Source organism: Methylovorus mays, assembly GCF_020531915.1.
In the GTDB taxonomy this organism is placed as follows: Bacteria; Pseudomonadota; Gammaproteobacteria; order Burkholderiales; family Methylophilaceae; genus Methylovorus; species Methylovorus mays.
Map to the genome: position 1 here is coordinate 605,028 of NZ_JAJAVG010000008.1, position 23,031 is coordinate 628,058.

Annotated in this window: 22 protein-coding genes; 13 read left to right on the forward strand and 9 right to left on the reverse strand. The window is 55.6% G+C overall.

What is annotated here, in order from left to right:
• Positions 1-81: 81 nt before the first annotated feature.
• Complete coding sequence (locus LG203_RS13210) at positions 82-879, forward strand: EAL domain-containing protein (protein WP_230346185.1); 798 nt, start codon at positions 82-84, stop codon at positions 877-879.
• Positions 880-1,131: 252 nt separating this feature from the next.
• Positions 1,132-2,121 carry a catalase family peroxidase gene (locus LG203_RS13215; RefSeq protein ID WP_230346186.1) on the forward strand — a complete coding sequence of 330 codons (990 nt, stop codon included), beginning with the start codon at positions 1,132-1,134 and terminating at the stop codon, positions 2,119-2,121.
• A gap of 107 nt (positions 2,122-2,228) precedes the next feature.
• Here the strand turns inward: LG203_RS13215 and LG203_RS13220 are convergent, their stop codons facing one another.
• Positions 2,229-3,146 (reverse strand): LysR family transcriptional regulator, encoded by a 918-nt coding sequence (locus tag LG203_RS13220; RefSeq protein ID WP_230346187.1) that lies wholly within the window; start codon positions 3,144-3,146, stop codon positions 2,229-2,231.
• Positions 3,147-3,303: 157 nt separating this feature from the next.
• Between LG203_RS13220 and LG203_RS13225 the strand changes: the two genes are divergently transcribed.
• Positions 3,304-4,005, forward strand: coding sequence for a pirin family protein (locus LG203_RS13225; RefSeq protein ID WP_230346188.1), 702 nt, complete (start codon positions 3,304-3,306; stop codon positions 4,003-4,005).
• Positions 4,006-4,180: 175 nt separating this feature from the next.
• A complete protein-coding gene (locus tag LG203_RS13230) occupies positions 4,181-4,570 on the forward strand; it encodes a hypothetical protein (RefSeq protein ID WP_230346189.1) in 390 nt (129 codons plus the stop codon).
• A gap of 103 nt (positions 4,571-4,673) precedes the next feature.
• Here LG203_RS13230 and LG203_RS13235 read toward each other — a convergent pair whose 3' ends face one another.
• Positions 4,674-5,579, reverse strand: coding sequence for a LysR family transcriptional regulator (locus LG203_RS13235; RefSeq protein ID WP_230346190.1), 906 nt, complete (start codon positions 5,577-5,579; stop codon positions 4,674-4,676).
• 132 nt (positions 5,580-5,711) lie between these two features.
• On the opposite strand from LG203_RS13235, the gene rnk reads away from it, so the two are divergent.
• From rnk to LG203_RS13270, 7 genes are all read left to right on the forward strand, one after another.
• Positions 5,712-6,068 carry a nucleoside diphosphate kinase regulator gene (rnk, locus tag LG203_RS13240; RefSeq protein ID WP_230346191.1) on the forward strand — a complete coding sequence of 119 codons (357 nt, stop codon included), beginning with the start codon at positions 5,712-5,714 and terminating at the stop codon, positions 6,066-6,068.
• A 130-nt stretch (positions 6,069-6,198) separates the two neighbouring features.
• On the forward strand, positions 6,199-7,233 hold the full coding sequence (locus LG203_RS13245; RefSeq protein ID WP_230346192.1) for an AAA family ATPase: 1,035 nt from the start codon (positions 6,199-6,201) through the stop codon (positions 7,231-7,233).
• 4 nt (positions 7,234-7,237) lie between these two features.
• Positions 7,238-8,101, forward strand: coding sequence for a DUF58 domain-containing protein (locus tag LG203_RS13250; protein ID WP_230346193.1), 864 nt, complete (start codon positions 7,238-7,240; stop codon positions 8,099-8,101).
• Positions 8,098-9,024: a nonribosomal peptide synthetase MxaA gene (locus LG203_RS13255; protein WP_230346194.1), complete on the forward strand. Its 927-nt coding sequence runs from the start codon at positions 8,098-8,100 to the stop codon at positions 9,022-9,024. Before LG203_RS13250 ends, LG203_RS13255 begins: the two co-directional genes overlap by 4 nt.
• Positions 9,021-10,004, forward strand: a complete 984-nt coding sequence (locus LG203_RS13260) for a VWA domain-containing protein (RefSeq protein ID WP_230346195.1) — start codon at positions 9,021-9,023, stop codon at positions 10,002-10,004. Before LG203_RS13255 ends, LG203_RS13260 begins: the two co-directional genes overlap by 4 nt.
• Positions 10,001-10,525: a hypothetical protein gene (locus LG203_RS13265; protein WP_230346196.1), complete on the forward strand. Its 525-nt coding sequence runs from the start codon at positions 10,001-10,003 to the stop codon at positions 10,523-10,525. The genes LG203_RS13260 and LG203_RS13265 overlap by 4 nt, the downstream gene beginning before the upstream one ends.
• On the forward strand, positions 10,522-11,502 hold the full coding sequence (locus tag LG203_RS13270) for a vWA domain-containing protein (protein WP_230346197.1): 981 nt from the start codon (positions 10,522-10,524) through the stop codon (positions 11,500-11,502). Before LG203_RS13265 ends, LG203_RS13270 begins: the two co-directional genes overlap by 4 nt.
• 62 nt (positions 11,503-11,564) lie before the next feature.
• Here LG203_RS13270 and LG203_RS13275 read toward each other — a convergent pair whose 3' ends face one another.
• A complete protein-coding gene (locus LG203_RS13275) occupies positions 11,565-12,581 on the reverse strand; it encodes a zinc-binding alcohol dehydrogenase family protein (protein ID WP_230346198.1) in 1,017 nt (338 codons plus the stop codon).
• 96 nt (positions 12,582-12,677) lie between these two features.
• On the opposite strand from LG203_RS13275, the gene LG203_RS13280 reads away from it, so the two are divergent.
• Together LG203_RS13280 and LG203_RS13285 are read left to right on the forward strand one after the other, a co-directional pair.
• Entirely contained in the window at positions 12,678-13,592 is a 915-nt protein-coding gene (locus LG203_RS13280) for a LysR family transcriptional regulator (protein WP_230346199.1), read from the forward strand.
• A gap of 280 nt (positions 13,593-13,872) precedes the next feature.
• Positions 13,873-15,327, forward strand: coding sequence for an ArnT family glycosyltransferase (locus LG203_RS13285; protein ID WP_230346200.1), 1,455 nt, complete (start codon positions 13,873-13,875; stop codon positions 15,325-15,327).
• Here the strand turns inward: LG203_RS13285 and LG203_RS13290 are convergent.
• From LG203_RS13290 to LG203_RS13315, 6 genes are all read right to left on the reverse strand, one after another.
• Positions 15,324-17,489, reverse strand: a complete 2,166-nt coding sequence (locus tag LG203_RS13290) for a putative bifunctional diguanylate cyclase/phosphodiesterase (protein ID WP_230346201.1) — start codon at positions 17,487-17,489, stop codon at positions 15,324-15,326. The genes LG203_RS13285 and LG203_RS13290 overlap by 4 nt on opposite strands.
• 28 nt (positions 17,490-17,517) lie before the next feature.
• The gene (locus tag LG203_RS13295; protein WP_159354822.1) at positions 17,518-18,600 is read right to left on the reverse strand and encodes a protein-glutamate methylesterase/protein-glutamine glutaminase; all 1,083 of its coding nucleotides are present in this window, start codon (positions 18,598-18,600) and stop codon (positions 17,518-17,520) included.
• Positions 18,601-18,627: 27 nt separating this feature from the next.
• A complete protein-coding gene (locus LG203_RS13300; protein ID WP_230346202.1) occupies positions 18,628-19,125 on the reverse strand; it encodes a chemotaxis protein CheD in 498 nt (165 codons plus the stop codon).
• A gap of 2 nt (positions 19,126-19,127) precedes the next feature.
• Complete coding sequence (locus LG203_RS13305) at positions 19,128-19,940, reverse strand: CheR family methyltransferase (protein WP_230346203.1); 813 nt, start codon at positions 19,938-19,940, stop codon at positions 19,128-19,130.
• A 67-nt stretch (positions 19,941-20,007) separates the two neighbouring features.
• A complete protein-coding gene (locus LG203_RS13310) occupies positions 20,008-20,559 on the reverse strand; it encodes a chemotaxis protein CheW (protein WP_268867402.1) in 552 nt (183 codons plus the stop codon).
• 8 nt (positions 20,560-20,567) lie between these two features.
• Positions 20,568-22,955: a methyl-accepting chemotaxis protein gene (locus LG203_RS13315; protein WP_230346204.1), complete on the reverse strand. Its 2,388-nt coding sequence runs from the start codon at positions 22,953-22,955 to the stop codon at positions 20,568-20,570.
• Between the last annotated feature and the right edge of the window lie 76 nt (positions 22,956-23,031).

Here is a 23,031-nt window from a genome sequence, read left to right on the forward strand (position 1 = left end):
GCGCCGCAGTCCTGTATTCAAATCATGCTAAATTAGTGTTCCGGGTAAGGCAAATGCATTGGAGGTAGATAGACCATGGGTATGTTAGACAACTTCGTTCCGGTAGGCTGCAAGGCCTGCAGAGATAAATCCAAACTCGGTATCGACTTCACGATGGCTTTTCAGCCGATTGTGGATATCTCGAATAACAGCATATTCGGCTATGAAGCGCTGGTACGCGGTATCAACAATGAAGGGGCTGCCAGCATCCTCTCTCAGTTGACCGATGAAAACCGCTACCTGTTTGACCAATCCATACGCGTCAAAGCCATCGACCTGGCACAACAGCTGAATTTGCAGGGCATGCTCAGCATCAACTTTCTACCCAATGCCGTGTACAAGCCGGAAACCTGCATACGCGCCACGCTGGAAGCCGCCGCGGAAGTCAACTTCCCCACCGACAGGATCATGTTTGAAGTCACCGAAGGCGAGCGCGTCATCGACAACGAGCACTTGCGCAAGATCTTCATCGAGTACAAAAAACACAACTTCACCACCGCCATCGATGACTTTGGCGCAGGCTACGCCGGGCTCAACCTGCTCGCCGACTGGCAACCGGACATCATCAAGCTGGATATGGCGATGACGCGCAATATCCACCAGGACCGCGTTCGCCGCGCACTGGTATTCGGCATTCTGTCGATTTGCCGCGAGCTGTCTATCAAGGTCATTGCAGAGGGCATTGAAGCCAGAGAAGAATGTCTTACCCTGGCCGACGAAGGCGTTACCTTATTCCAAGGGTATTTTTTTGCAAAACCGGGCTTTGAATGCCTGCCTACGATTCCTGACGAGGTCTGGCCCTTGGTCAAATCACGCCGGGTTCGGGATAGCAGGAAATAAGACATCCATCGTAAATCACCTGGCTGCGTTTTACTTTCCAAATGGACTGATCAAATAAACAAAATTGATCAATCTGCCAGATCGCGCAATACTCATGCTCAGCAATACCCTGCATGACCACCCGGGGTGTCAGGCAAGGCTGGAGGACGAGCCGCCATTGCGTTAGCAAGGTAGAGCACAGTCAATTTTATTCAATACATTTGACTTGGTAGCCTCTACCCTTTGTGAAAATAAATATCATTGGGAGCTTCCATGAACTTTGCCTTAAAACCTTTGCTTTTAGTCCTGCTGGCGGGCTTATCCAGCAGCGCATTAGCCGACGAGACTAGCAAGCCCGTGACCGAACAACTGGTCGATACCCTGACCCAGCTGGCAGGCGGGCCACATGCCAAGTTTCGCGCCAACCACGCCAAGGGCATCGTCGCCGAGGGGGTATTCACGCCAGCCGCCAGTGCCGCCGAGATTACCAAGGCCAGCATTTTCACGACGTCCAATCCTGTCACCGTGCGTTATTCGGATGCCACAGGCGTACCGAATATTCCGGATGCCGATGGCAATGCCTTCCCCAAAGGCATCGCTATTCGTTTCAACCTGCCCGACCAAAGCCTGGCCGACCTGGTGTGCATTTCAGTGAATGGCTTTCCTTCGGCGACCCCGGAAGATTTTCTGGGCCTGCTGAATGCCGTGGCCGCCTCTGGCAAGGAAACCACCAAGCCCACCACCATTGAAAAATATCTGGGCAGCCATCCCGCCGCGCTGAAGTTTGTCACCACGCCCAAGCTACCGCCCGAGAGCTTTGCCACCCAGGCGTTTTTTGGCGTGAATGCCTTCAAGTTCACCAATGCCAAGGGTGAAACACACTATGGTCGCTATCGTATCGAGCCGGTGAATGGTCAGAAATTTCTCTCGCCAGAAGCTGCCAAGGCGGCTGATGCCAATTACCTGATGAACGAGCTGCCTGTCAGACTAAAGTCTGCGCCGTATAGCTACAAGATTTCGGTGCAGATTGCTGACGCGGGCGATACGCTGAACGACCCCACGGTGACTTGGCCAGAGACGCGCCGCGTGGTGGAGCTGGGCACGCTACAGATCAAAAACATCAAGGCAGACGGAGCGAGCTATGAACGCCAGGTGATGTTCAGCCCGCTCAATCTGGTCGATGGTATTGAACCTAGCGATGATCCTATCCTGCTGGCACGGCCAAGTGCTTATGCTGTGAGTTTTGGTCGGCGCTTGCAGTAATTTTGCCAATGTCCGGGCGCGCTGCCCGGACATGTTTATTCGGAGTACAGTCTGCTCTGGCATGACTAACATGCCCTATGTACCTATCCCACCTCTCGACCATGAGGCTAGCAGAGGCTATCCGCCCATAGCCGATCAACAATATCAGGCGCGCCTTTCATGCGGGCTATCCACCATTTGAGGCCTTCGCCTGCTTCTGCCGTGCGCCATGCCAGGCAGACCGGCTCTGGCGGACGCGGCTCCTGCACTTCCTTGACGACCAGCAGCCCTTTTTCTATCGCGGGCTGCGCCAAGGGAACCGGTAGAAAACCAAAGCCTAGCCCGGCAATCTGGTAGTCCAGCTTGGCCCGCATATTGGGTACGGACAAGGTATCCTGCCCCAGAAGCAAGCCCACGGTTCTTGGCGCAAGTCGCCTTACCGAATCGCTCACCACCACTGCCCGATAAGGTGCCAGATCATTCTTGCCCAAGGGTTGATCCACCGCAGCAAGAGGGTGGGTGGGCGAGATGCAAAACACAAACTCCGTCATCCCCAGTATCTCCCTGGCATAGCCGCCACCCGACGGCCCTTCGCCCGCCGCACCAATCAGAATATCCACGCGCCCTTCCAGCAGCGCCTCCCAAGTACCCGAGAGCGACTCCTGCACCAGCTTGATGCGTGTGCCGGCCATGGCGCAAAAGGCAGCAATGTCCGTCACCAGCGTGCGCATGGCGAACATGGTATCCATGCCGATATTAAGCTCGGTCTCCCAGCCGGACGCCACGCGCTTGACCCGTTGCTCCAGCTCTTCCGCCGCGCGGATCAGGTGGCGCCCCTCGGTGAGCAACTCCAGTCCGACCTTGGTAAGCGTAACCTTGGGTCCTTGACGCTCATAAATTTGCACGCCCAGATCCTGTTCCAGTTTGCTGATCGTGTAAGAAATCGTCGACGGCACTTTGAACAAGGCGCCACCAGCGGCAGCAAACGATCCAAGGCGATCTACCGCATCCAGTACCAGCAAGGCATCCAGGCTAATTCTAAACATTCGAAAATTTCGATCCTATCTCGGCAATTTTTCCGTTTTTCTTCTTTTTTAAGCAGGTGCATACTAGCTCTAATGCTAAACAATATAGAAATATCAGGCAATTGAAGATATTCGAAAAAACTGCACTCACTATCAACCGTTATCAAAGGAGCACACCATGTTAGAGCTACTGAAGAATTCCCAACGCGGCGCAGCGGATCACGGTTGGCTGCAATCGAATCACTCTTTTTCGTTCGGGCAATACTGGAATCCAGAGCAAATGGGCTTTGGCCCCCTGGTCGTGATCAATGAAGACCGCGTACAGCCAGCCCAGGGCTTTGGCACTCATGGCCATCGCGACATGGAAATCGTCAGCTATGTATTGAGCGGTGCGCTTGAGCATAAAGACAGCATGGGCAATGGCTCGGTGATTCGTTACGGCGATGTGCAACGCATGAGCGCAGGCACCGGGGTAAGGCACAGCGAGTTCAACCACTCGAAAACCGAGCGCGTGCATTTCTTGCAAATCTGGATAGAGCCTGGCACCAATGGCATAGAGCCTGGCTACGAGGAGAAGCACTTTCCTGTGGAAACCAAGCAAGGACAATTGCGCCTGATTGCATCGCCAGATGGCCGGGATGGCTCCGTCGTGATCCATCAGGATGCGCTGATGTTCGCCAGCATTCTGGATGCGAATGACGCGGTGACGTATCAGATTCAGCCAGGCCGCACCGCTTACCTGCACCTGATACGCGGCGCACTGGAAGTGAACGGCCAGAAACTGACCACGGGCGATGCGCTGAAAATCAAGGACATTGCCGCGCTAGATATTGGTCAGGCCAGCAACGCTGAGTTGCTGTTGTTTGATCTGCCTTATTGAGCCCCAGGCAAGCGCAGCATGGCTGCTGAGGGCATCCATGAGTCACCCCGAAAACACTTGGGGTGACTCCTGTTTTTTTTTACCCATACCTTAAAAAAATCATCACCTCCTGATGACATATATACAGACCTGTATATATACTAGCTTCTCCATTCACACCACAAGGGAGAAGATAATGAATGTTTTACTCATAGGATCAGTTGCTTGCATCACCGCATTGATTTCATCCGCCTGGTTGATGACCTTTGCCAAATGGTTTCCATTACCAGGCGTGGATGCTTTCGTGGTCGATTACAAAACCATGATACGCGCGCACGTGGACTATGCATTGATGGCTTTATTCGGCCTGGGATTTTACGGCTCGGGCGTCGAGCTTCCCGTCATTGCCTGCTGGTGTCTGGCGATTGGCGGTTTCACCAACCCCACCATTTTTACCATTGCAGCGTTTGATCCAGATTTCTGGAGCAAGAAAAAGTGGAAAGTATTTACTGCGCTCAGCTTTGTCGTCTCCTCCATAGGCTTTATGTGGATTGCATGGACGTTGCTGATGCATGCGCTCGCCTGATTGGTTTAAGCGCGTCAATGCACTGGATTGGAAGGGTTGCCCGAAAGCGCCCTTCCAACATTTGACCAATAAACCGTACCAAAGTCTTCCATCCCGACTGCCGTCACAAGGCATCCCAATAAGGCTCTGGGCTGAATCTGGCCAGCAAGAAATCAATAAACGTGCGCGCCTTGAGCGGCAAATGCCGATTGGGCAGATACATGGCGTAGACGTGCTGTTCAACCGGGATGTACTCCGATAACACCGACTGCAGATGGCCGGACTGCAAATGATTGCCGATGATGAAGGTCGGCAGCAAGGCAAGCCCGAAGCCACCCAGCACGACTTGTGAAAGAGCCTCATCATCATTGATACGCACCCGCCCCGACACTGGAACGGCGATATCGCCCTCCGGTCCCTTGAAGCGCCACCAGCCCTTATCACCTGAGTGTATGTAGTCGAGGCAGTTGTGCGCTGTCAGCGCCATGGGCGATGTCGGCAAGCCATGCTGGGCAAAATAAGCTGGGGTGCCGCATATCTGCCGACGAACCGCGGCCAGTTTTCTGGCCACCAGCGCGGACGGCGGTTCCTGGGTAACTTTGACGATGACATCGTAACCTTCTTCCGCCATATCAATCTGGCGGTCAGTAATCGTCATGTCCAGTTCGACTTCGGGATACTGCTGCAAAAAGTCCGCCATGGCAGGCGCCACATGCAGAGTGCCAAAGGCCACAGAAGCGGCGACGCGCAAGGTCCCGCTCGGCTTGCTGTTGAGATTTTCCACCACCTGACTGGCACGCTCCGACTCGGTGACGATGCGCGCGCAATGCTCCAGCATGGCGGTGCCCACCTCAGTCAGGCTAAGGTGGCGCGTACTTCGGTTCAGCAAACGCGCACCGAGCGAGCTTTCCAGCTTGGCAACAGCCTTGCTGACGGCAGAGCGCGACATCCCCAGCTTTCGGGCGGCGTTAGAAAAGCTTTGCTCCTGGGCCACATGGGCAAAAACGGCCATCAGATTCAGATCATGCATCTTTATTGTATCCATATTGGAAACTTACCTTTTCCAGTATAGCGGCTTATGGCCGGTCTGATATCCCCTTATGATGTGATGACATGCCCCTGCCACTTGGCGGGGGCTTTCGTTTTTAAAAGGATATTTAACATGCAGGACAGATACTTATACATATCAGAGCCCGATTATGCCGTACTTCACAGCCTTACCCGGCATCATGCCTTGAGCGATGAGCTGGATCGCGCCATTGTTGTGCCAATTGAAAAAATGCCGGCTGATATTGTCGGCCTGAATTCCCGCGTCACCTATGTAGATGAAAGCAACGGCGTTAGTCGCACCATTGAACTAGTACTGCCGGAACAAGCCAATATGGAACAAGGCAAGATATCGGTATTGGCACCTGTGGGCACGGCGCTACTGGGACTGAAGGCGGGGCACAGCATTGAGTGGCCTTTCCCCAATGGCATGCCACGACGCCTGCGTGTAGTCAGCGCCATCGCGCCGTGAGATAAGCCGGATCATGCAACCTGATTCATTGCCATGATCCATGATCGGGAAAATTTCCCGTTTACAATATACAGACCAGTATATAAGATGAGGTACGAACTCCCTTTATAACGATTTTTAAGGACGCAGAATGACTCCCGGATTGGACACGCAGCTCGCCGATTGGCGCGACAAAGCCCTCAAGCTTGAAAACAGCGTCAAACAGGTCATTGTTGGCCAGGATCACGCCATCCGCCTGATGAACCTGGCGATCTTCGCCCGTGGCCATGTGCTGCTGGAAGGCGGCGTCGGCGTCGGCAAGACGACCCTGCTGCAGGCGATCACCCGGGCGATTGGCGGCGCTTATGAACGGATTGAAGGCACCGTCGACCTGATGCCGAATGATCTGGTGTATCACACCTTTCTCGGGCCGGATGGCCGTCCGCAGATCGACGAAGGCCCGCTCTTGCGGGCGGGGGAAAACCTCTCAGTATTTTTCTTCAACGAAATCAACCGGGCCCGGCCGCAAGTGCACGCGCTGATGCTGCGGGTGATGGCGGAGCGCAGCGTGCATGCTTTCAAGCGTGAATACAAGCTGCCGCATATGCTGGTGTTTGCCGACCGTAACCAGGTGGAGAAAAACGAAACCTTCGAAATCCCCTCCGCCGCGCGTGACCGCTTCATGATGGAAATCCCGATCGAGATTCCTGAAGATCGCCAGCTCCGCAAATCACTGGTGTTTGATACGCGTTTTCAGCACACCGACCGCCTGACCGCCGGAGTGCAGGCTGACATGCTGCATTTTGATCAGATGAATGATTTTTCTGACTTGCTGCAAAACCATATCCGCTCCAGCGAAGCCATTGAAGATTATGTGCTGGATTTGTGGGATGCGACGCGCGACCCTGCCAGGTTTGGCATACACCTCGATAGTGTGGATGTGGCGCGTCTGGTGCAGGCTGGTGCCAGCCCGCGCGGCATGGGCATGCTGCTGAAAGCCGCCCGTGTGCATGCCTGGCTGCAGGAGCGCGACAGCCTGTATCCGGAAGACATACATGCCGTATTCCACGAGATCATCTCCCACCGCCTGGTGTTCAACCCCATGTATGAAATGCGGCGCACCGTGCTCGCACGCGAGTTGAGCTCGGCCATTCTCAGGACCGTTGAAGTCGCCGCCAAGGCCTGAGCGGATGGCACACGATCACGAAAAAGCGTTCCGCTACCGTATCCCGTGGCGCACAAAAAGCATGCACCTCGGCGACCATCGCGGCACCGAGCGCGGCCTGGGGTTTGAGTACCGCGGCAACCTGCCGTTTGTCGAATACCCGGATGCCCGCCGCATGGACTTCCGGCAATCGGTGCGCGACCCTTACGAGCAGGTACAGGTCAAGCTGTTCAATCAGGACAACACCACGCCGGTGTATGCCGTGTGCGATTTATCCAGCTCCATGCAATACGGGACCCATCCGCGCAAGCTGGATAGCGCGATTGCCGTGGCAGAGAGCGTGGCGTATTCCGCCTGGCAGGCGGGTGATGTCTTCAGCCTGGTGAGTTATCACGACCAGGTGGACGAAGCCTACAGCCAGCCACTCTCGCATCACCTGGCATCGTCGCTCGACCTGCTGGCCGAGCTGCGTCAGTTCCGCCGCATGCAGATGGGCGCGCGCGGTGCGCTGGAGGTTTCGCAATACCTCAGCCAGCAACGCGGGCTGGTGTTCTGGATCTCGGACTTCCACATGCCGCTGCACCTGATTGAAGAAACCCTCAACTCGCTATCACGCCATCAACTGGTGCCCGTTGTGCTGTGGGATGAGGCTGAATTCAGCAAGCTGCCCAAATTCGGCATCGGCAATATGCTGGACCCGGAAACCGGCGTCATGCGCACCGTCTTCTTTCGCGATTATGTACGCAAGCAATTCATGGCGGCCTTCGCCCAGCGCAAAACCGCGCTGGAGCAACTGTTTCTGCAGTTCGACAGCCAACCGCTTTTTCTCTCTGAAAGCTTTACGCCGGATGTCATGACCCGGTACTTTGACCAATACGTGAGCTTATGAAAAATCGATTCCTTGTTTCCCTGCTACGCGGCCTTCTGTTGCTAGCGCTGGCGACGCCCATGTGGGCAGCAGCGTCAGCGCCAATCCCCATCAATGCCCGTGACATCCGCATCGAAAATCCATCCCGCAATGTCGGGCTCACTATCGGCGATGTGCTGACACGCACCGTGTCCGTGGATCTGCCACCTGGCTTTCGCATTGCCAAAAGTGCGCTGCCGCAAAAGGGCAGCCAGCAGCAAGGCATAGAGCTGGTAGACGTGACGCTGGACGAAAAATCTGCAGGCAAGGGCATGCATTACACGCTGACCCTGCGTTACCAGATATTTGCCCATCGCACCCAACCTAGCGTACTGCAACTCCCTGAAGAAACCATCGCCGCCACTGGCGACAAGCAGGCCGTCACCATCCCCGTGCCCGCCTGGCGTTTCTGGCTATCGCCCCTCGCAGTCAGCACCATGGCTTCGGCCAAGGCCAATGTCATGTCCGAACTGCCGCCCGCGCCCATCGCCACTCAGGAGCACAAACTGCGCCTGTATGCATGCCTCGGCCTGCTGGTGGTAGGCGTGATGGGATTGCTGTATATCAACGCCGAGCGCGCCTGGCTACCGCTGATGGGCGGGCCATTTGCCCAGGCTTATCGCCGCCTGAAACGCCTGCCTGCAGCATCAACGCAACCCGCCTACCTGCTGCTGCATCAAGCATTTAATCGCACCTATGGCAGCAGCCTGTTCGCCGCAGATATCCCTGACTTCATTGCGCAACATCCGCGGTTTGCGCCGCTGCAGGCAGATATCGAAGCTTTCTTCCAGGCATCGGCTGCCAGCCTGTTTGCCGGGCGACAAAGCGAGACCGAGAACAAGGTCAAGGCTGACTTGCTCCACCTGTGCCGCCAGTTGCGCGACTGCGAGCGGAGGGCAAGATGACGTTTTTGCATCCCTGGAGCCTGCTCCTGCTGCCGCTGGCCTTGATCCCGTTCTGGCTCAAAAGCAGTCAGGGACAGATGTATTCTTGGCTGGATATCGCGCCTAAAGACACCCTGTCGGATATCGTGGACTGGACCATCAAGGCCGCGACCGCACTGCTGATCGTCTGCATCATCCTGGCCATTGCCGCACCGCAAGGCTCCGAACGCCAGGTCGTGCGGGTGGGCAAGGGCGCCCAGACCGTGCTGGTGATTGACCGTAGTGTCAGCATGGATCACCCGTTTGCGGGTGATTCCACCAGTGGCCGCGTCGCCGAGATCAAATCTGCCGCCGCCCGCCGCCTGATCACCGGCTTTATCGATGCCCGGCCGGACGACATGATGGGCGTGGTGGCCTTCACCAACTCGGCCTTGTATGGCACCAAGATCACCGCCAATCGCCAGGCCATCCATGCCGCGATTGCAGCCGCCACCAGCGCCGGCATCAACCAGACCAACATCGGCGCAGGGGTGACCGAGGCGGTAGCCCTGTTTGACCAGATCCAGAGTTCAGGATCGCGCGCCATTATTCTGTTGTCGGATGGGGCAGGCAAACTGAGCCCGCGCATCAAGAACAAAATCCGCGAGCAGGTCACGGCACGTGGCCTGAATCTCTACTGGATCGTGCTGCGCGAGCCGGACGACATCAGTATTTTTGCTTCGGACCGGGTGTATGAAGAAGGCAATGAGCCACCCGCCATCGCCCTCGATCTGTTTTTCAAATCGCTGAAAATCAAATACAAGGCATACGAGGCGCACAACCCCACCACCTTGCAGTCAGCCATTCAGGACATTGATGCGCGCGAGAAAAACATCATCCAGTATTCAGTCACCATCGCGGGCCGCGATTATTCCCGCATCTTTATTCTGGTAGCGCTGGTTCTGGGACTAGCCCTGCTCATCACCAAACATTTGAGGGTTCCCGCATGGCAATCGGCTTGAAAACAAAAAACGCCCTGCTTTCCGTACTCGTGCTGGCAGGCATGGCAGGCGGTGGTTACGAGGCATACACGCTATGGAAAATCGAGCATTTCAATGCGGCCTTGCGAGATAACACGGTGCTCCCCCTGGACCAGTATCCGCTCACCGAAAAATTCGCCGCGGCTTATAGGCAAGGCAATGCCGGGGAGTACAAGCATGCCATCCAGACCTATGGGCAATTGCTGGAAATGGCACCGGATAACGAGATGCAAGCCAGGGTGCATTACAACGTCGGCAACAACCTGCTGCGGTTTGGCTTGAGCCGCCGAGTCAACGACGACGGCAGCCTGATTGAAGATGCGCGTTACGCCTTGATGCAGGCACGCGCCTCCTATGAGCAGGCATTGCGACTTGATCCCGCATTACTGCCTGCCAGCTTCAATCTGGATCTGCTGCTGTCCATTTTGCCGGCCAACTTGCAACAGGTGGAAAAAGAACAATCCGGCGTGCAACTCAGCAACCTGCCGATAGGCTTGCCATGATGCGCCTGGTCCATGCCCTGAAAGCCAACTATGCCACCGTGCTGTATGTGCTGGCGCTGGCCCTCATGCTGCTTGCCCTGTTCAAGCCGCAGATTCAGCTCAAGCAGGATGTGCACAACTACCTGCTGATTGCCGATGTGTCGCAGAGCATGAATGCGGAAGATGCCATGCTGGCTGGCAAGCCGGTGAGCCGCATGGCTTACACCCGACACCTCATGAAGCGTGTAGTGGAAACTTCGCCGTGCGGCACCTATTTCAGTGTGGGCGTATTTGCTGCCGAGAACGTCGGCCTGCTCTTCATGCCGCTGGAAGTATGCGCTAACTACGACATCATTACCGACACCATCAACCATCTGGACTGGCGCATGGCCTGGCGCGGCAACAGCCGCCTGAGCTTTGGCGTGAAGTCAGGTGAGACCGTGCTGGACTCATTGAATGCGCCTGCGCAGCTGGTGTTCTTTACCGATGGCGACGAAGCCCCCAAGGTCAATGCCATCAACAAGCTGGATCTGGGTGCGATGGATGGCAGCCACTGGTTATTTGTCGGCGTGGGCGGCCATGAGCCGGTGCCTATTCCCCGCTTTAATAGCGATAACAAATGGGTAGGCTTCTGGCCGTCAGACGCCAAGGAATTCTCCGCGGGTGCGGTCGGGGTCACCTACAACGACACTTCCAAGGACGAACCTGATCCTATTGTGGCTTATGCCGAGTTTGACCGTTATCTCTCGCAACTGGAAGACGGCTATCTCAAGGAGCTGGCGGGCGAAATCAAGGCGAAATACATTGAAGGTAAAGATGAAGCCGGATTTTATGACTATATCCAGCAGCAGAAACCGGCTGCCGTTTTCGTCACCGATTACAACATCCGCTGGCTGTATCTGGGCCTCGCCTTGCTGCTGATCCTTGGCGTGTATAGCCCTGATCTAATCAAGACCTGGCAGCGCTACCGTCAACGGTCATCCCGCCAAGCCTCCTGACCCGCCGACCAGGGGCTGGCTGACCAGACAGGCGTCTGGATTTTCTCAAGCGCCTGCGAACCTTAAAACCCTTCCAGCACGATCTTGCCGCGCGCCTGCCCGGACTCAAGCAGTGCATGGGCGCGCCGCAGATTTTCCGCCGTAATGCGGCCGAAATTCTCCGCCACCGTGGGGCGCAGCACGCCGCTATCCACCAGCGAGGCCACTTCGGTCAGGATATGATGTTGCGCTTGCATATCCGCGGTGGCATACAGCGCGCGCGTAAACATCAGCTCCCAGTGCAGTGAAACGCTCTTGCGCTTGAGCTTGATTACATCAAGCGGTGCGGCCGGATCATCAATCAGCCCGAACTTGCCCTGCGGCGCAATCACTTCGGCAATCTGATCAAAGTAAGACTCGGTATGGGTAAGGCTTACCACGTAATCGGGAGCAGGCAGGCCGATCTCCGCCAGTTGGGGAGCCAGCGGCGCATGATGGTCAATCACATGATGCGCGCCCAGATTGCGTATCCAGGCCTGGCTTTCCGGACGCGAGGCGGTCGCCATCACCGTCAGACCGGTCAACCGGCGAGCCAGCTGCACCAGGATAGAACCCACGCCGCCGGCTGCGCCTATGACCAATAGCGATTGGCCGTAGCCCTGGCCGCCACGTTCAATTTGCAAGCGATCAAATAACAGCTCCCATGCCGTGATACTCGTCAACGGCAACGAGGCCGCCGCCGCGAAATCGAGCGTTGCCGGCATATGGCCAACGATGCGCTCATCCACCAGCTGTAGCTCGCTGTTGCTCCCGGGGCGATTAATCGCCCCGGCATACCAGACACGATCTCCGGGCTTGAACAGACTCACCGCCGGCCCCACGGCACGCACCACCCCTGCAGCATCCCATCCCAACACTTTCCATTCACCTGCAGACGGCTGCTGGCCACGGCGTATCTTGGTGTCTACCGGATTCACTGCAATCGCCTTTACTTCGACCAGCAGATCACGGCCACTGGCAACAGGATCCGCCAGGGTTACATCCACCAGTGACTCGGGCTGACTGATGGGCATGGAGTGTTGGTAAGCAATGGCTTTCATGGCAAATCTCTTTCAAAAAATGAATAACGAGGCCAGTTTCATTGATTTGATTCAATTGATAAACTGGCTAATATTTGTTTTAGATTCAATATTATTTTGAAAATAAAAAATCTGGCAGACCTTGAGCTTTTCATTTCCACAGCCCAGTATGGCAGCCTTTCTGCGGCGGCGCGCAGCCTGGAGATTTCCCCCGCTGTTGCCAGTGCAGCGCTCAAGCGGCTGGAGCGCGAACTGGGGCTGTTGCTATTCGTACGCACGACACGCAGCCTGCGACTCACCGCGGAAGGTGAGCGCTTGCTCGCGCGCAGCCAGCCACTGATCAATGAACTGCGCGACTTGGCCGATGAGCTGGTCGCCGGGCATAGCCTGATACGCGGTGAGCTCAGCCTGTCCTTGCCTTCCGACCTGGGGCGCAATGTCATCCTGCCCTGGCTGGATGCATTTCAAGAGCAACATCCTGAGCTTCACTTGCGCGTGCAATTGTCAGACCGCATTGCCGATGTCATGCGCGAGTCGGTAGATGTTGCCATCCGTTATGGGCAGCCGCCGGATTCCAGCCAGGTGGCCTTGCCCCTGGTTAGCGACAACCGGCGCGTGCTCTGCGCTGCGCCACACTATCTGGCCACCCACGGCACCCCCGGCAGCCCTGCCGAGCTGAGCCAGCACAACTGCCTGTGCTTTCGGGTGGGTGATGCGCTTTATAACCGCTGGCATTTCACTCGCGACGGCGAAGTACTGGACATTGATGTCAGCGGCAATCGCTCGGCAGATGATGCGGATGCCGTGCGTCACTGGACGGTATCCGGCCATGGCATCTGCTACCGCTCATGGCTGGATGTCGGGCGCGATGTCACAGCCGGGCGACTCACCGTCATCTGCCCGCAATGGCAGGGAGAATCCTTGCCACTCAATCTCATCTGCCCCGATCGGCGTCAACTATCACCCACCATACGCCTGTTGCGCGAACATTTGCTGCATCGCTTTGAGGCCTATGCCATGCAGGGGAGCTGATTTCGGGAAGCCCACCCAGCAGCAGCAAGTGCCTCACGGATCTTCATTGGCCACATCCATTCCCGCAATACTTCGCATAGATGGGCGCATTTCATACGTTTTCTGCAGGGAATCTTCCTGCAGGAATTCCTTAAAAAATACAAATAAACCTTAAAATACATATTGTTAGAAATGGCCTGCATAAACCCCAATATCGGGCCCTTAACTTGCAAATGCATCACATCAGGAATTTGTAAGCTTGCGTCGCTACCATCACGCAACTCCTCTACGCATTTGTTAAATGTTGACCGGGTTTATGCACAATCGTCGTTTTTCTTCCACGCATCTACTCATGATGCTGATCGTGGCAGGCCTGCTGATCAAACTGATCAGCCTGGGCCTGTTTCCCTTGTTTGACTCCACGGAATCTCGCTACGCCGAAATCGGCCGCAAGATGTATGAGCTGAATGACTGGATCACTCCCTGGTATGACTACGGGATTCCGTTCTGGGCCAAGCCTCCACTCGCCTTCTGGCTGACTGCCGCCAGTTACCACGTATTTGGTGTGAACGCCTTTGCCGCACGCGTGCCACATTTTCTGCTGGGCGTGGCGATACTATGGGTCATCTGGGGCTGGCTCGGGTCACGCCGGCCAGCAGAACGTTTGTATGCCTGCGTCATACTCAGTGTATCGGTGTTGTTTTTCATTTCCATGGGCGCCGTTATGACTGACATGGCGCTGGCGCTGAGTTGTATCCTGATGATGCGGGGCTTCTGGCTAGGCATGCACGGCACAGAGCAACGCCGCGCAAGAGAGCGCTGGCTGCTGTTTATTGGCGCGGGCATAGGCCTGCTGGCAAAAGGGCCGATTGCCTGTATTTTGACCGGGGTACCCATAGTGCTGTGGTGCCTGCTGGCGGGACGCCTGCGCGACGCCATACGCAGTTTTCCCTGGCTGCGCGGCAGCCTGCTGGCACTCGCCATCGCCCTACCGTGGTATGTGGCCGCCGAGCTGAAAACACCGGGATTTCTGGATTACTTCATGGTAGGCGAACACTGGCATCGCTTTCTCACCCCCCACTGGCAGGGTGATCGTTACGGTCATGCCCATGCGTTTCCGCATGGCGCCATCTGGATTTTCATATTGATGGGCACTCTGCCATGGTCTTTGTTGCTGCCACTCTTTATCGGCTGGAAGAAACCGCTGGCGTTACGGGACATCCATAACAAAGCCCGACTGCGCCAGTGGTATTTTTTGATCTGGGGCATAAGTCCAGGCATTTTCTTCACAGCCGCCGCCAACATCATCTGGACCTATGCTCTGCCTGGCCTGGCAGGCCTTGCCATGCTGGCGGCGAGCTGGCTTGCGCGGCGCGGCCCGGCGCGGCACGTGGTGCGCGTGCTGGCAGCGGGCATGCTGATTGTGGTGGTTGGCTGGTCAGCCTATCTGGCCCACGAATATGAGGATGGCTGGGGCAGCCTCAGCACCACGCGCAATCTGGTCTGGCAATATCAGAAAGAAAAACAGCCCGGCGAACCGCTCATCGGCTACCCCTTCCTGGATTATTCCACCGAGTTTTACACCGAAGGCAAAGCCATCAAGGCGTCAACCGAAGTCGAGCTGGAAGCCGCCATGCAACAAGGCCAGGCCTATGTGGCGATGCACAAAACGCCTTATAAAAACCTGCCAGAGTCCTTCAAGCAACGTCTGCGCGTGGTGGCCGAACATGGGGATTATCTGCTGCTAAAGAATTAACCGGCGGCCTCTGCCAATTGAAGTGCCGACAGACTGTTTGCCAACCACACCACAAAATCGTGCTGCGGCAAGGGGCGCGAAATCAAATACCCCTGCCCCAGATCGCAGCCCATTTCAGCCAGCAGATTCAGCTGCTGCTCGGTCTCTATGCCTTCGGCGATCACCTGATAGCCCAGCTCGTGCGCCATGGTAATAATGGCCTTGCATAGCGCCTGGTTTTTGCCTGAAGTGGTCAGATTGGTGATGAATGAGCGATCTATCTTCAGGTAGTCAATTTCATACGAACTCAAATAGGACAGGGAAGAATACCCTGTCCCAAAATCATCCAGCGAAATACTCATCCCGGTATCGCGGATTTTCTTGATGCGCGCGTGAACCTCCTGGCTTTGCTGCAAAAGCAGGCCTTCGGTAATCTCGACGGAAATCGCATTGCCGGGCAGCCCCAGGGTCTGCATAAAGGCCGCCCAATCCAGTTTGCCCACCGTGAGAAACTGGATGGGCGATTTATTCACGCTGATCTGAAAGTCGGGCACGTAACTATCCCGCAATGCCTTGGCAAACGCGGCGGCCTCTTTGAACACCCAGTCGCCAATCGCATTGATCAAGCCGGTAGACTCCGCCAGCGGAATAAACTCAGCCGGACTGACATAGCCACGCTCAGGATGTTTCCAGCGCACCAGGGCTTCTGCCTTGACAGTTGCCCGGGTATCCAGCCTGAAAATGGGCTGGTAAAACACCTCGAACGCCTGTTGCTCAACGGCAAATCGCAGCTCGGTCGTCAGCTTGGAACGCTTGAGTGCTTCTTCCTCCAGTTCATGGGAGTAAAACGCATATTGTCCGCGCGCCGTGCTCTTGGCGAGATATAGCGCCTGATCGGCATATTTCATCAATACATTGGGCGAGAGTGTGTGCTGCGGATATAAGGCGATGCCGATACTGGCGGCACAAAACACCACCTCGGACAGCAGCTCGTAACTCTGGCCGAGCACCCGCAGCACATTGGTCGCCGTGTTCTCAAGCTCAGCAAGGCTGGCCGCCGTGGTGACGATAATGAATTCATCGCCTCCCTCACGCGCCACGATATCCGCAGGCAACACTGCGGCCTGAATGCGGCTCGCCGCCTCCATCAGCAGCATATCGCCATAGATATGCCCCAGAGCGTCGTTCACATCCTTGAAGTTATCAAGATCCACAATCATCAGCGCGACCATGTTGTTGGCGCCATGATCGCCATGAATGCGCTCGCTCAACAGCTGATTCAGGAGGTGTTTGTTCGGCAGGCCGGTAAGCGCATCAAAATTGGCTTGTTGCCAGATCAGGCGCTCGCTCTGTTTGCGGGCAGTGATATCGGTATTGGTGCCTATCATGCGGCGGGGACCTTCGCGGTCCTTGCCTGCCATGATCATGCCTTTGGAGAGTATCCAGCACCACTCATTGGTCTTGGTCAGCAAGCGGTATTCGCAGATCAGGCTTTGCGCTTCCCCTGTTTTCACGGCATCGATCAGGGTCTGAAAATGCGCAAGGTCGGCCGGATGCACGCGCGACAGCCACTCCTGGCAATCGTCGCCGATGTCCTGGTCGTCGTATCCCAGCATGGTTTTCCATTGCGTGCTGAAGGTCACCCGGTTACTACTCAGATCCCAATCCCACACGCCATGACCCGCACCATCCAGCGCAAATTTCCAGCGGGCATTGCTTGCCGCCAGCGCCTGATTCTGCAGCGCCATGGTCAACCAGCGAGCGGCGGTATCCGCCATTGCCCGCAGGCTGGTTTGCTGGTGCAGGGCCAGTTGCCTGGGTTCGGGATGCAACAGGAACAACCAGCCCAGGCAGGCCTGGTTTGCATCCCGCAAGTGGCAGGCGGCAAAAAACCGGATAGATGGGTTTGCCTGCGCAGCGAATACCGGCGCAAACGCCGGGTTAAGCTGTGTATCTTCCACCAGCATATGGTCCGGTAGCTGCTGAGCCAGCTGGCAAAAAAGCGAAGCCTGCTCCCGCAAGTGCGCGCTGACATGCGCGGGCGCATGCACCACGACATGTCCCTGCCCGGTCACCAGCACGGCCGCCATCATCTCCAGTTGAAGGCAAAGCGCGTTCAGCAGGCTGCCTATGCCTTGCTCCAGCGGCGCTTGTGCTTCAATCTCGTTAGGGGGCAGTGTCATGCTGATGCGTCTTCATTCCTGTCAAAAGTTAACGATGCATGGCCCCATAGTTCTGGATTTCGGCGGCAATCGCATCCAGCGCGATGCTTTTGTTCACGCCACCCAGTTTCACGGCTTCCTTGGGCATGCCATACACCACACAGCTGCGCTCATCCTGGGCCACGGTCGTGGCCCCCACCTCATGCATCTCTTTCATGCCCTGGGCGCCATCATCGCCCATGCCGGTCATGATGATGCCGAGAGCGTTTTTACCGGCAGACTGCGCCACCGAACGGAACAGCACATTGACCGAGGGTTTATGACGACTAACGGGCGGCCCATCAATCACGTCGACAAAATACTGCGCGCCACTGCGTTTCAGCACCATATGCTTGCCGCCTGGGGCAATCAGTGCGCGACCCATCACCACCCGATCGCCTTTTGCCGCCTCTTTTACCTCGATGGCACAGAGCTGGTTAAGGCGGGCGGCAAACGCCGCTGTAAAATTTTCCGGCATATGCTGCACAATCACGATACCCGGACATACCCGGGGCAGCGCGGTCAGCACGCGCTCCAGCGCTTGTGTACCTCCGGTGGAGGTGCCGATGGCGACAATCTTTTCCGTCGTCTGCGCCATGGCAGCGGGCTTGGGTGCCAGCACCGCATCCGCTGTCAATTTGGCCGGTGTTTTCAACACAGGCTGCGGGTCATGATGCAGAATTTTGCGCACATTGGCCTTGGCCGCAGCCTTGATATGCTGCACCAGATCATCCGCCGATTCGGTCATAAAGGATTTCAAGCCGGCCTTGGGCTTGGTAATGATGCTGACCGCCCCGGCTGCCAGGGCCTCCATGGTGGTCTCAGCCCCTTTTTCGGTCAGCGTCGAACAGATAATGACCGGGGTGGGGCGTTGCGCCATGATCTTTTTCAGGAAAGTAATGCCATCCATGCGCGGCATTTCCACATCCAGAATGATCACATCCGGCCATTCCTTCTGCATTTTCTCAATGGCAAAAATGGGGTCGGAAGCCGCCCCGATAATCTCCACCTCTTTTGACGCTTCGAGATAGCTCGTCAGCACTTGCCGCACGACGGCCGAATCATCCACGATCATGACTTTTATTTTATTCATTATTGAATCCTGGTTAAGGATGTACTCCTACATTTTCACGTGTCGCATCCAGACGTGTCCGCTCCACACATCGAATGAGATATTGCGGTGACCCGAGCCTCCAAGATGGCTGGCCTTGCAGCGGAAACCATGTTTTTTAAGTATGCTTTCCACCGCCTCGATGTTTTTGCAACCGATGGTCTTGCTGAACTCCTTGGCCGTTTTCGGGAACATATTGCCGCCGCCAAAAATCTTGACGTGGTAGTTCTTGTCGAACGCCTTGAATTTCTTCATTTCCTCGAACATCATCGCGATCGCATCATCCGCATACCGTCCATCGAGTTTATGCCCTGCCGGTGTATCCAGCTTGGGCGGCATCATGATATGCGTCATGCCCCCCAACAGCTTTTCCGGGTGCCAGAACACCACCGAGACGCAGGAACCCAGCACCGTGCGAATCCGCGTGTGGCGATCACCAAAATACAATTCGCCTGGCTGCAAAAAAATATCAATGACAAAGGGTGGCTTTTCCGGCTTTACCACCATCGTTATAACGGCCTTTGATAAATTGAGGGCTGAACAATCTGAAACTTTTCACTGATGCCATTCAGGCTTTCCGAATGGCTGATGAACAGGTAGCCACCTGGTTTCAGCAAACTGTACATGCGGTCCAGCAAGGCCCGCTTGGTGTCGTTATCAAAATAAATCATCACATTGCGCAGAAAAATCATGTCGAGCTCCCCCAGTTTGGGCAGCGGATGCATGAGGTTGATATGTTGAAAGCGCATCTGGCGCCGTAATTCCTTGGAAATCAGCACCACGCCATCCTGACTGCCTGTCCCTTTCAGACAATATTTCAGCAGGTAGTTTCGCGGAATATCTTCGATGACATCCAGAGGATAGCGGCCACGGGTCGCCGTTTCGAGTACGCGCGTGCTGACATCGGAGGCTATGATCTCCCACAGCTTGCTCTGCAGATGCTCGGCCAACACCATGGCCAGCGTGTAGGGCTCCTCACCACTGGAGCAGGCTGCGCTCCACACGCGGAATATCTTGGTTTTATTGTGCTTGGGCAGCACCTTGTCCCGGATAAAATCAAAGTGCTTGGGCTCGCGGAAAAAGTAAGTCTCGTTGGTGGTCAGAAAGTCGACCACCACTTGCTGCTCTGCTTCATTGCCTTTTTGGTGGATGAACTCGTAATACTGCTTGAACGTATTGAAGTTGTAATACTTGAGACGTTTCGCCAGGCGACCGCTCACCAGCGACTGCTTGTTATCGCTGAGACTGATGCCCACCTGCCCGTAAATAAACTTTTTGAAAAGCTGAAATTCCGGCTGCGTAATGGAGCGAATATCCATCATTACCTCCATTTGATCGATGTGAGCCAGACAGACATCAAGATCATGTCTGGCCTCCTATCGAAGATACTTAATTCAACACCAGCTCCGCCATCTCGTTGGCGGACAAGAGCTGGTTCACATTCAGGATAATCACAAACTTCTGATCGACCTTGCCCATGCCATCAATAAAATCGGTACGCACACTTGTCCCGAACGACGGCACAGGCTCAATCTGGTCACTGGCGATTTCCAGCACTTCATTCACGGCATCCACCATCACGCCAATCACCCGCTCTGCCTGCGCATACCCCACTTCGAGAATCACAATGCAGGTTTTACGTGAAATGGCCGCGTCCGCCCTGTCAAAACGTGCTGCCAGATCAATCACCGGCACCGCCGCCCCGCGCAGGTTGATCACCCCGCGGATAAAGGAGGGCATCTGCGGCACCATCGTGAGATGGCCGTATTCGATAATCTCCTTGATGCGGAGAATATTGATGGCAAACACCTCAACGCCCAGCATGAAGGTAAGGTACTGTCGCCCATCTCGCTTATCATCCAGCGTCTGTTGTGGCAGAGCCCGCCCCCCCGTGACCTGACGCGGCCCTCTTGTCGCTTCCTGTTCTATTGTCTGCATCATGATGGCCCCTAGAACTTCACAAACTCGGCGTCCTCAGCTTCATCGAATGAAAATGATGCTTCAGCGTTAGTCGCTTTTTTAAATGATGATGGCTTTGTTACTTTTTTTACCACTGTCCGGCTACCCGAGTCGGACTGGCCGATATTGAAAAACCCGATCAGCTCCTGCATCTGCTCGGCCTGACCACTCATCTCTTCTGCGGTCGCGGCCAGCTCTTCACTGCCGCTGGCGTTCTGCTGGGTGATCTGGCTCATCTGGTTCATTGCCACATTAATCTGTGCCGCCCCCGTGCTTTGCTCTTCGCTGGCAGCGGTGATTTCCTGCACCAGATCACTGGTCTTGTTGATGTTGGGCACCATTTCTTCCAGCAACTTGCCTGCCTTTTCCGCCGTACCGACACTCTTTTCGGCCAGCTCACCGATCTCCTGCGCCGCTACCTGGCTACGCTCGGCCAGCTTGCGCACTTCCGCCGCGACCACAGCAAAGCCCTTACCATGCTCCCCAGCACGCGCCGCTTCGATCGCCGCATTCAGCGCCAGCAGATTGGTCTGGTAAGCGATGTCATCAATAATGCTGATCTTGTTGGCGATGCTCTTCATGGCCGCCACGGTCTGCACCACGGCCGCACCACCTTCATTGGCATCGGAAGCCGCCTTGGCCGAAATGCTCTCGGTCACTTTGGCATTTTCGGTATTCTGGTTGATCGAAGCACTCATCTGCTCAATCGAGGCACTGGTTTCTTCAACACTCGCCGCCTGCTCATTGGTCGCCTGTGACAGGCTCTGCGCTGTCGAGCTCACCTGATCCGCTGCACTGGCAATGCCATCTGCCGAGTTGCGCACTTCCGCCACCACCTGCGAGATCTTCTCGATGGTGTTGTTGACGGTTTGCTTGAAGTCTTCCAGCTGGCCTTTGTACTGGCCATGCACCTTGACCGTCAGGTCGCCCTGCTCCATCGCCTGCAATACGGCCACAGCTTCGTTCACTGGCAGAATGATGTTGTCCAGCGTGGTATTGATGCCCTGCACGATGGTGTTGTATTCGCCTTTGTGCTTGGAAGCATCAGCACGATAATCCAGCTGGCCCTCGGCGGCAGCGGCTATCAATTCCCGGGTATCCGCTGATACGGCTTTCAGATTACGGCGCACTTGCTCAATGGTGTCGTTGATAAAGGCTTTCTTGCCTGGCAGTTGCTCCATGGGGGCTTCAAAGTTGCCTTCACCGAACTCGCGGATCACGGCCATGGCTTTTTTCTTCACCGCAATATGCCCGCTTACCATGGTATTCACACCCGCCGCCATGGTCTTGAAGTCGCCCTGTAGCTTGTCGACACTCATCATCACGTCGATATCGCCCGCGTCATGCTCCTGCGACATGTGATTCATGTCGGCAATAAAGCCTTTCAAATTACCGCGCATCTTTTCGATGGTCTCGTTGATAAAGGCTTTCTTACCTGGCAGCTGCTCCATCGGCGCCTCAAAATTGCCTTCGCCAAAGGCATTGATCACCGCCATGGCTTTTTTCTTCACCGCAATATGCCCGCCCACCATGCTATTGACGCCTGCCGCCATGGTCTTGAAGTCGCCCTGAAATTTTTCCGTATTCATCATGACGTCAATGTCACCGGCGTCGTGCTCTTTCGACATATTGCTCATGTCGGCAATAAAGCCCTTCAAATTACCGCGCATCTTTTCGATGGTCTCGTTGATAAAGGCTTTCTTGCCTGGCAGTTGCTCCATCGGGGCATCAAAATCACCTTCACCAAAGGCTTTGATCACCGCCATGGCTTTTTTCTTCACCGCGATATGCCCGCCCACCATGCTGTTGACACCCGCCGCCATGGTGCGGAAATCCCCCTGGAATTTTTCGGTATTCATCATGACGTCAATGTCACCGGCGTCGTGCTCTTTCGACATGTGGCTCATGTCGGCAATAAAGCCCTTCAAATTACCGCGCATCTTTTCGATGGTCTCATTGATAAAGGCTTTCTTGCCAGGCAGCTGTTCCATCGGCGCGTCAAAATTACCTTCACCAAAGGCTTTGATCACGGCCATGGCTTTTTTCTTGACGGCGATATGCCCGCCCACCATGGTGTTGACCCCGGCCGCCATGATCCTGAAGTCGCCCTGGAAGCGATCAGTATTCATCATGACGTCAATGTCACCCGCATCATGCTCTCTGGACATATGGTTCATGTCCTGCACAAAAGAGGCGAGATCCTTTTTCTGCTGGTCCAGACTGGCCTGCAGTCTCTTCAGGCTCTCCATTACCGGGCTCAGCGCGTCTCGCTCAGCGTCATGGATTTGTATTACGGTATTGCCCTGCTGCAATTGATTCAGTGCATGCACCACTTCATCAATGCGCTCTTGTTTTACTCGCACACCTAAAAAGCTCATGATCTCCACCTCTAATATTTAATTATGACTGCGAAATTTCACTCCATAGTTAGTTACAAGCTTATGCAAACACGCA

What these genes read in the sequence shown, in the direction of transcription:
- LG203_RS13315 (WP_230346204.1), bottom strand. Translation starts at nt 22,955, where the DNA reads ATGAGCTTTTTAGGTGTGCGAGTAAAACAAGAGCGCATTGATGAAGTG.
- LG203_RS13255 (WP_230346194.1), top strand. Translation starts at nt 8,098, where the DNA reads ATGAAAAATCGATTCCTTGTTTCCCTGCTACGCGGCCTTCTGTTGCTA.
- LG203_RS13215 (WP_230346186.1), top strand. Translation starts at nt 1,132, where the DNA reads ATGAACTTTGCCTTAAAACCTTTGCTTTTAGTCCTGCTGGCGGGCTTA.
- LG203_RS13305 (WP_230346203.1), bottom strand. Translation starts at nt 19,940, where the DNA reads ATGATGGATATTCGCTCCATTACGCAGCCGGAATTTCAGCTTTTCAAA.
- LG203_RS13290 (WP_230346201.1), bottom strand. Translation starts at nt 17,489, where the DNA reads ATGACACTGCCCCCTAACGAGATTGAAGCACAAGCGCCGCTGGAGCAA.
- LG203_RS13220 (WP_230346187.1), bottom strand. Translation starts at nt 3,146, where the DNA reads ATGTTTAGAATTAGCCTGGATGCCTTGCTGGTACTGGATGCGGTAGAT.
- rnk (WP_230346191.1), top strand. Translation starts at nt 5,712, where the DNA reads ATGCAGGACAGATACTTATACATATCAGAGCCCGATTATGCCGTACTT.
- LG203_RS13270 (WP_230346197.1), top strand. Translation starts at nt 10,522, where the DNA reads ATGATGCGCCTGGTCCATGCCCTGAAAGCCAACTATGCCACCGTGCTG.
- LG203_RS13285 (WP_230346200.1), top strand. Translation starts at nt 13,873, where the DNA reads ATGTTGACCGGGTTTATGCACAATCGTCGTTTTTCTTCCACGCATCTA.
- LG203_RS13230 (WP_230346189.1), top strand. Translation starts at nt 4,181, where the DNA reads ATGAATGTTTTACTCATAGGATCAGTTGCTTGCATCACCGCATTGATT.
- LG203_RS13235 (WP_230346190.1), bottom strand. Translation starts at nt 5,579, where the DNA reads ATGCATGATCTGAATCTGATGGCCGTTTTTGCCCATGTGGCCCAGGAG.
- LG203_RS13310 (WP_268867402.1), bottom strand. Translation starts at nt 20,559, where the DNA reads ATGATGCAGACAATAGAACAGGAAGCGACAAGAGGGCCGCGTCAGGTC.
- LG203_RS13245 (WP_230346192.1), top strand. Translation starts at nt 6,199, where the DNA reads ATGACTCCCGGATTGGACACGCAGCTCGCCGATTGGCGCGACAAAGCC.
- LG203_RS13260 (WP_230346195.1), top strand. Translation starts at nt 9,021, where the DNA reads ATGACGTTTTTGCATCCCTGGAGCCTGCTCCTGCTGCCGCTGGCCTTG.
- LG203_RS13300 (WP_230346202.1), bottom strand. Translation starts at nt 19,125, where the DNA reads ATGGTGGTAAAGCCGGAAAAGCCACCCTTTGTCATTGATATTTTTTTG.
- LG203_RS13275 (WP_230346198.1), bottom strand. Translation starts at nt 12,581, where the DNA reads ATGAAAGCCATTGCTTACCAACACTCCATGCCCATCAGTCAGCCCGAG.
- LG203_RS13225 (WP_230346188.1), top strand. Translation starts at nt 3,304, where the DNA reads ATGTTAGAGCTACTGAAGAATTCCCAACGCGGCGCAGCGGATCACGGT.
- LG203_RS13210 (WP_230346185.1), top strand. Translation starts at nt 82, where the DNA reads ATGTTAGACAACTTCGTTCCGGTAGGCTGCAAGGCCTGCAGAGATAAA.
- LG203_RS13295 (WP_159354822.1), bottom strand. Translation starts at nt 18,600, where the DNA reads ATGAATAAAATAAAAGTCATGATCGTGGATGATTCGGCCGTCGTGCGG.
- LG203_RS13250 (WP_230346193.1), top strand. Translation starts at nt 7,238, where the DNA reads ATGGCACACGATCACGAAAAAGCGTTCCGCTACCGTATCCCGTGGCGC.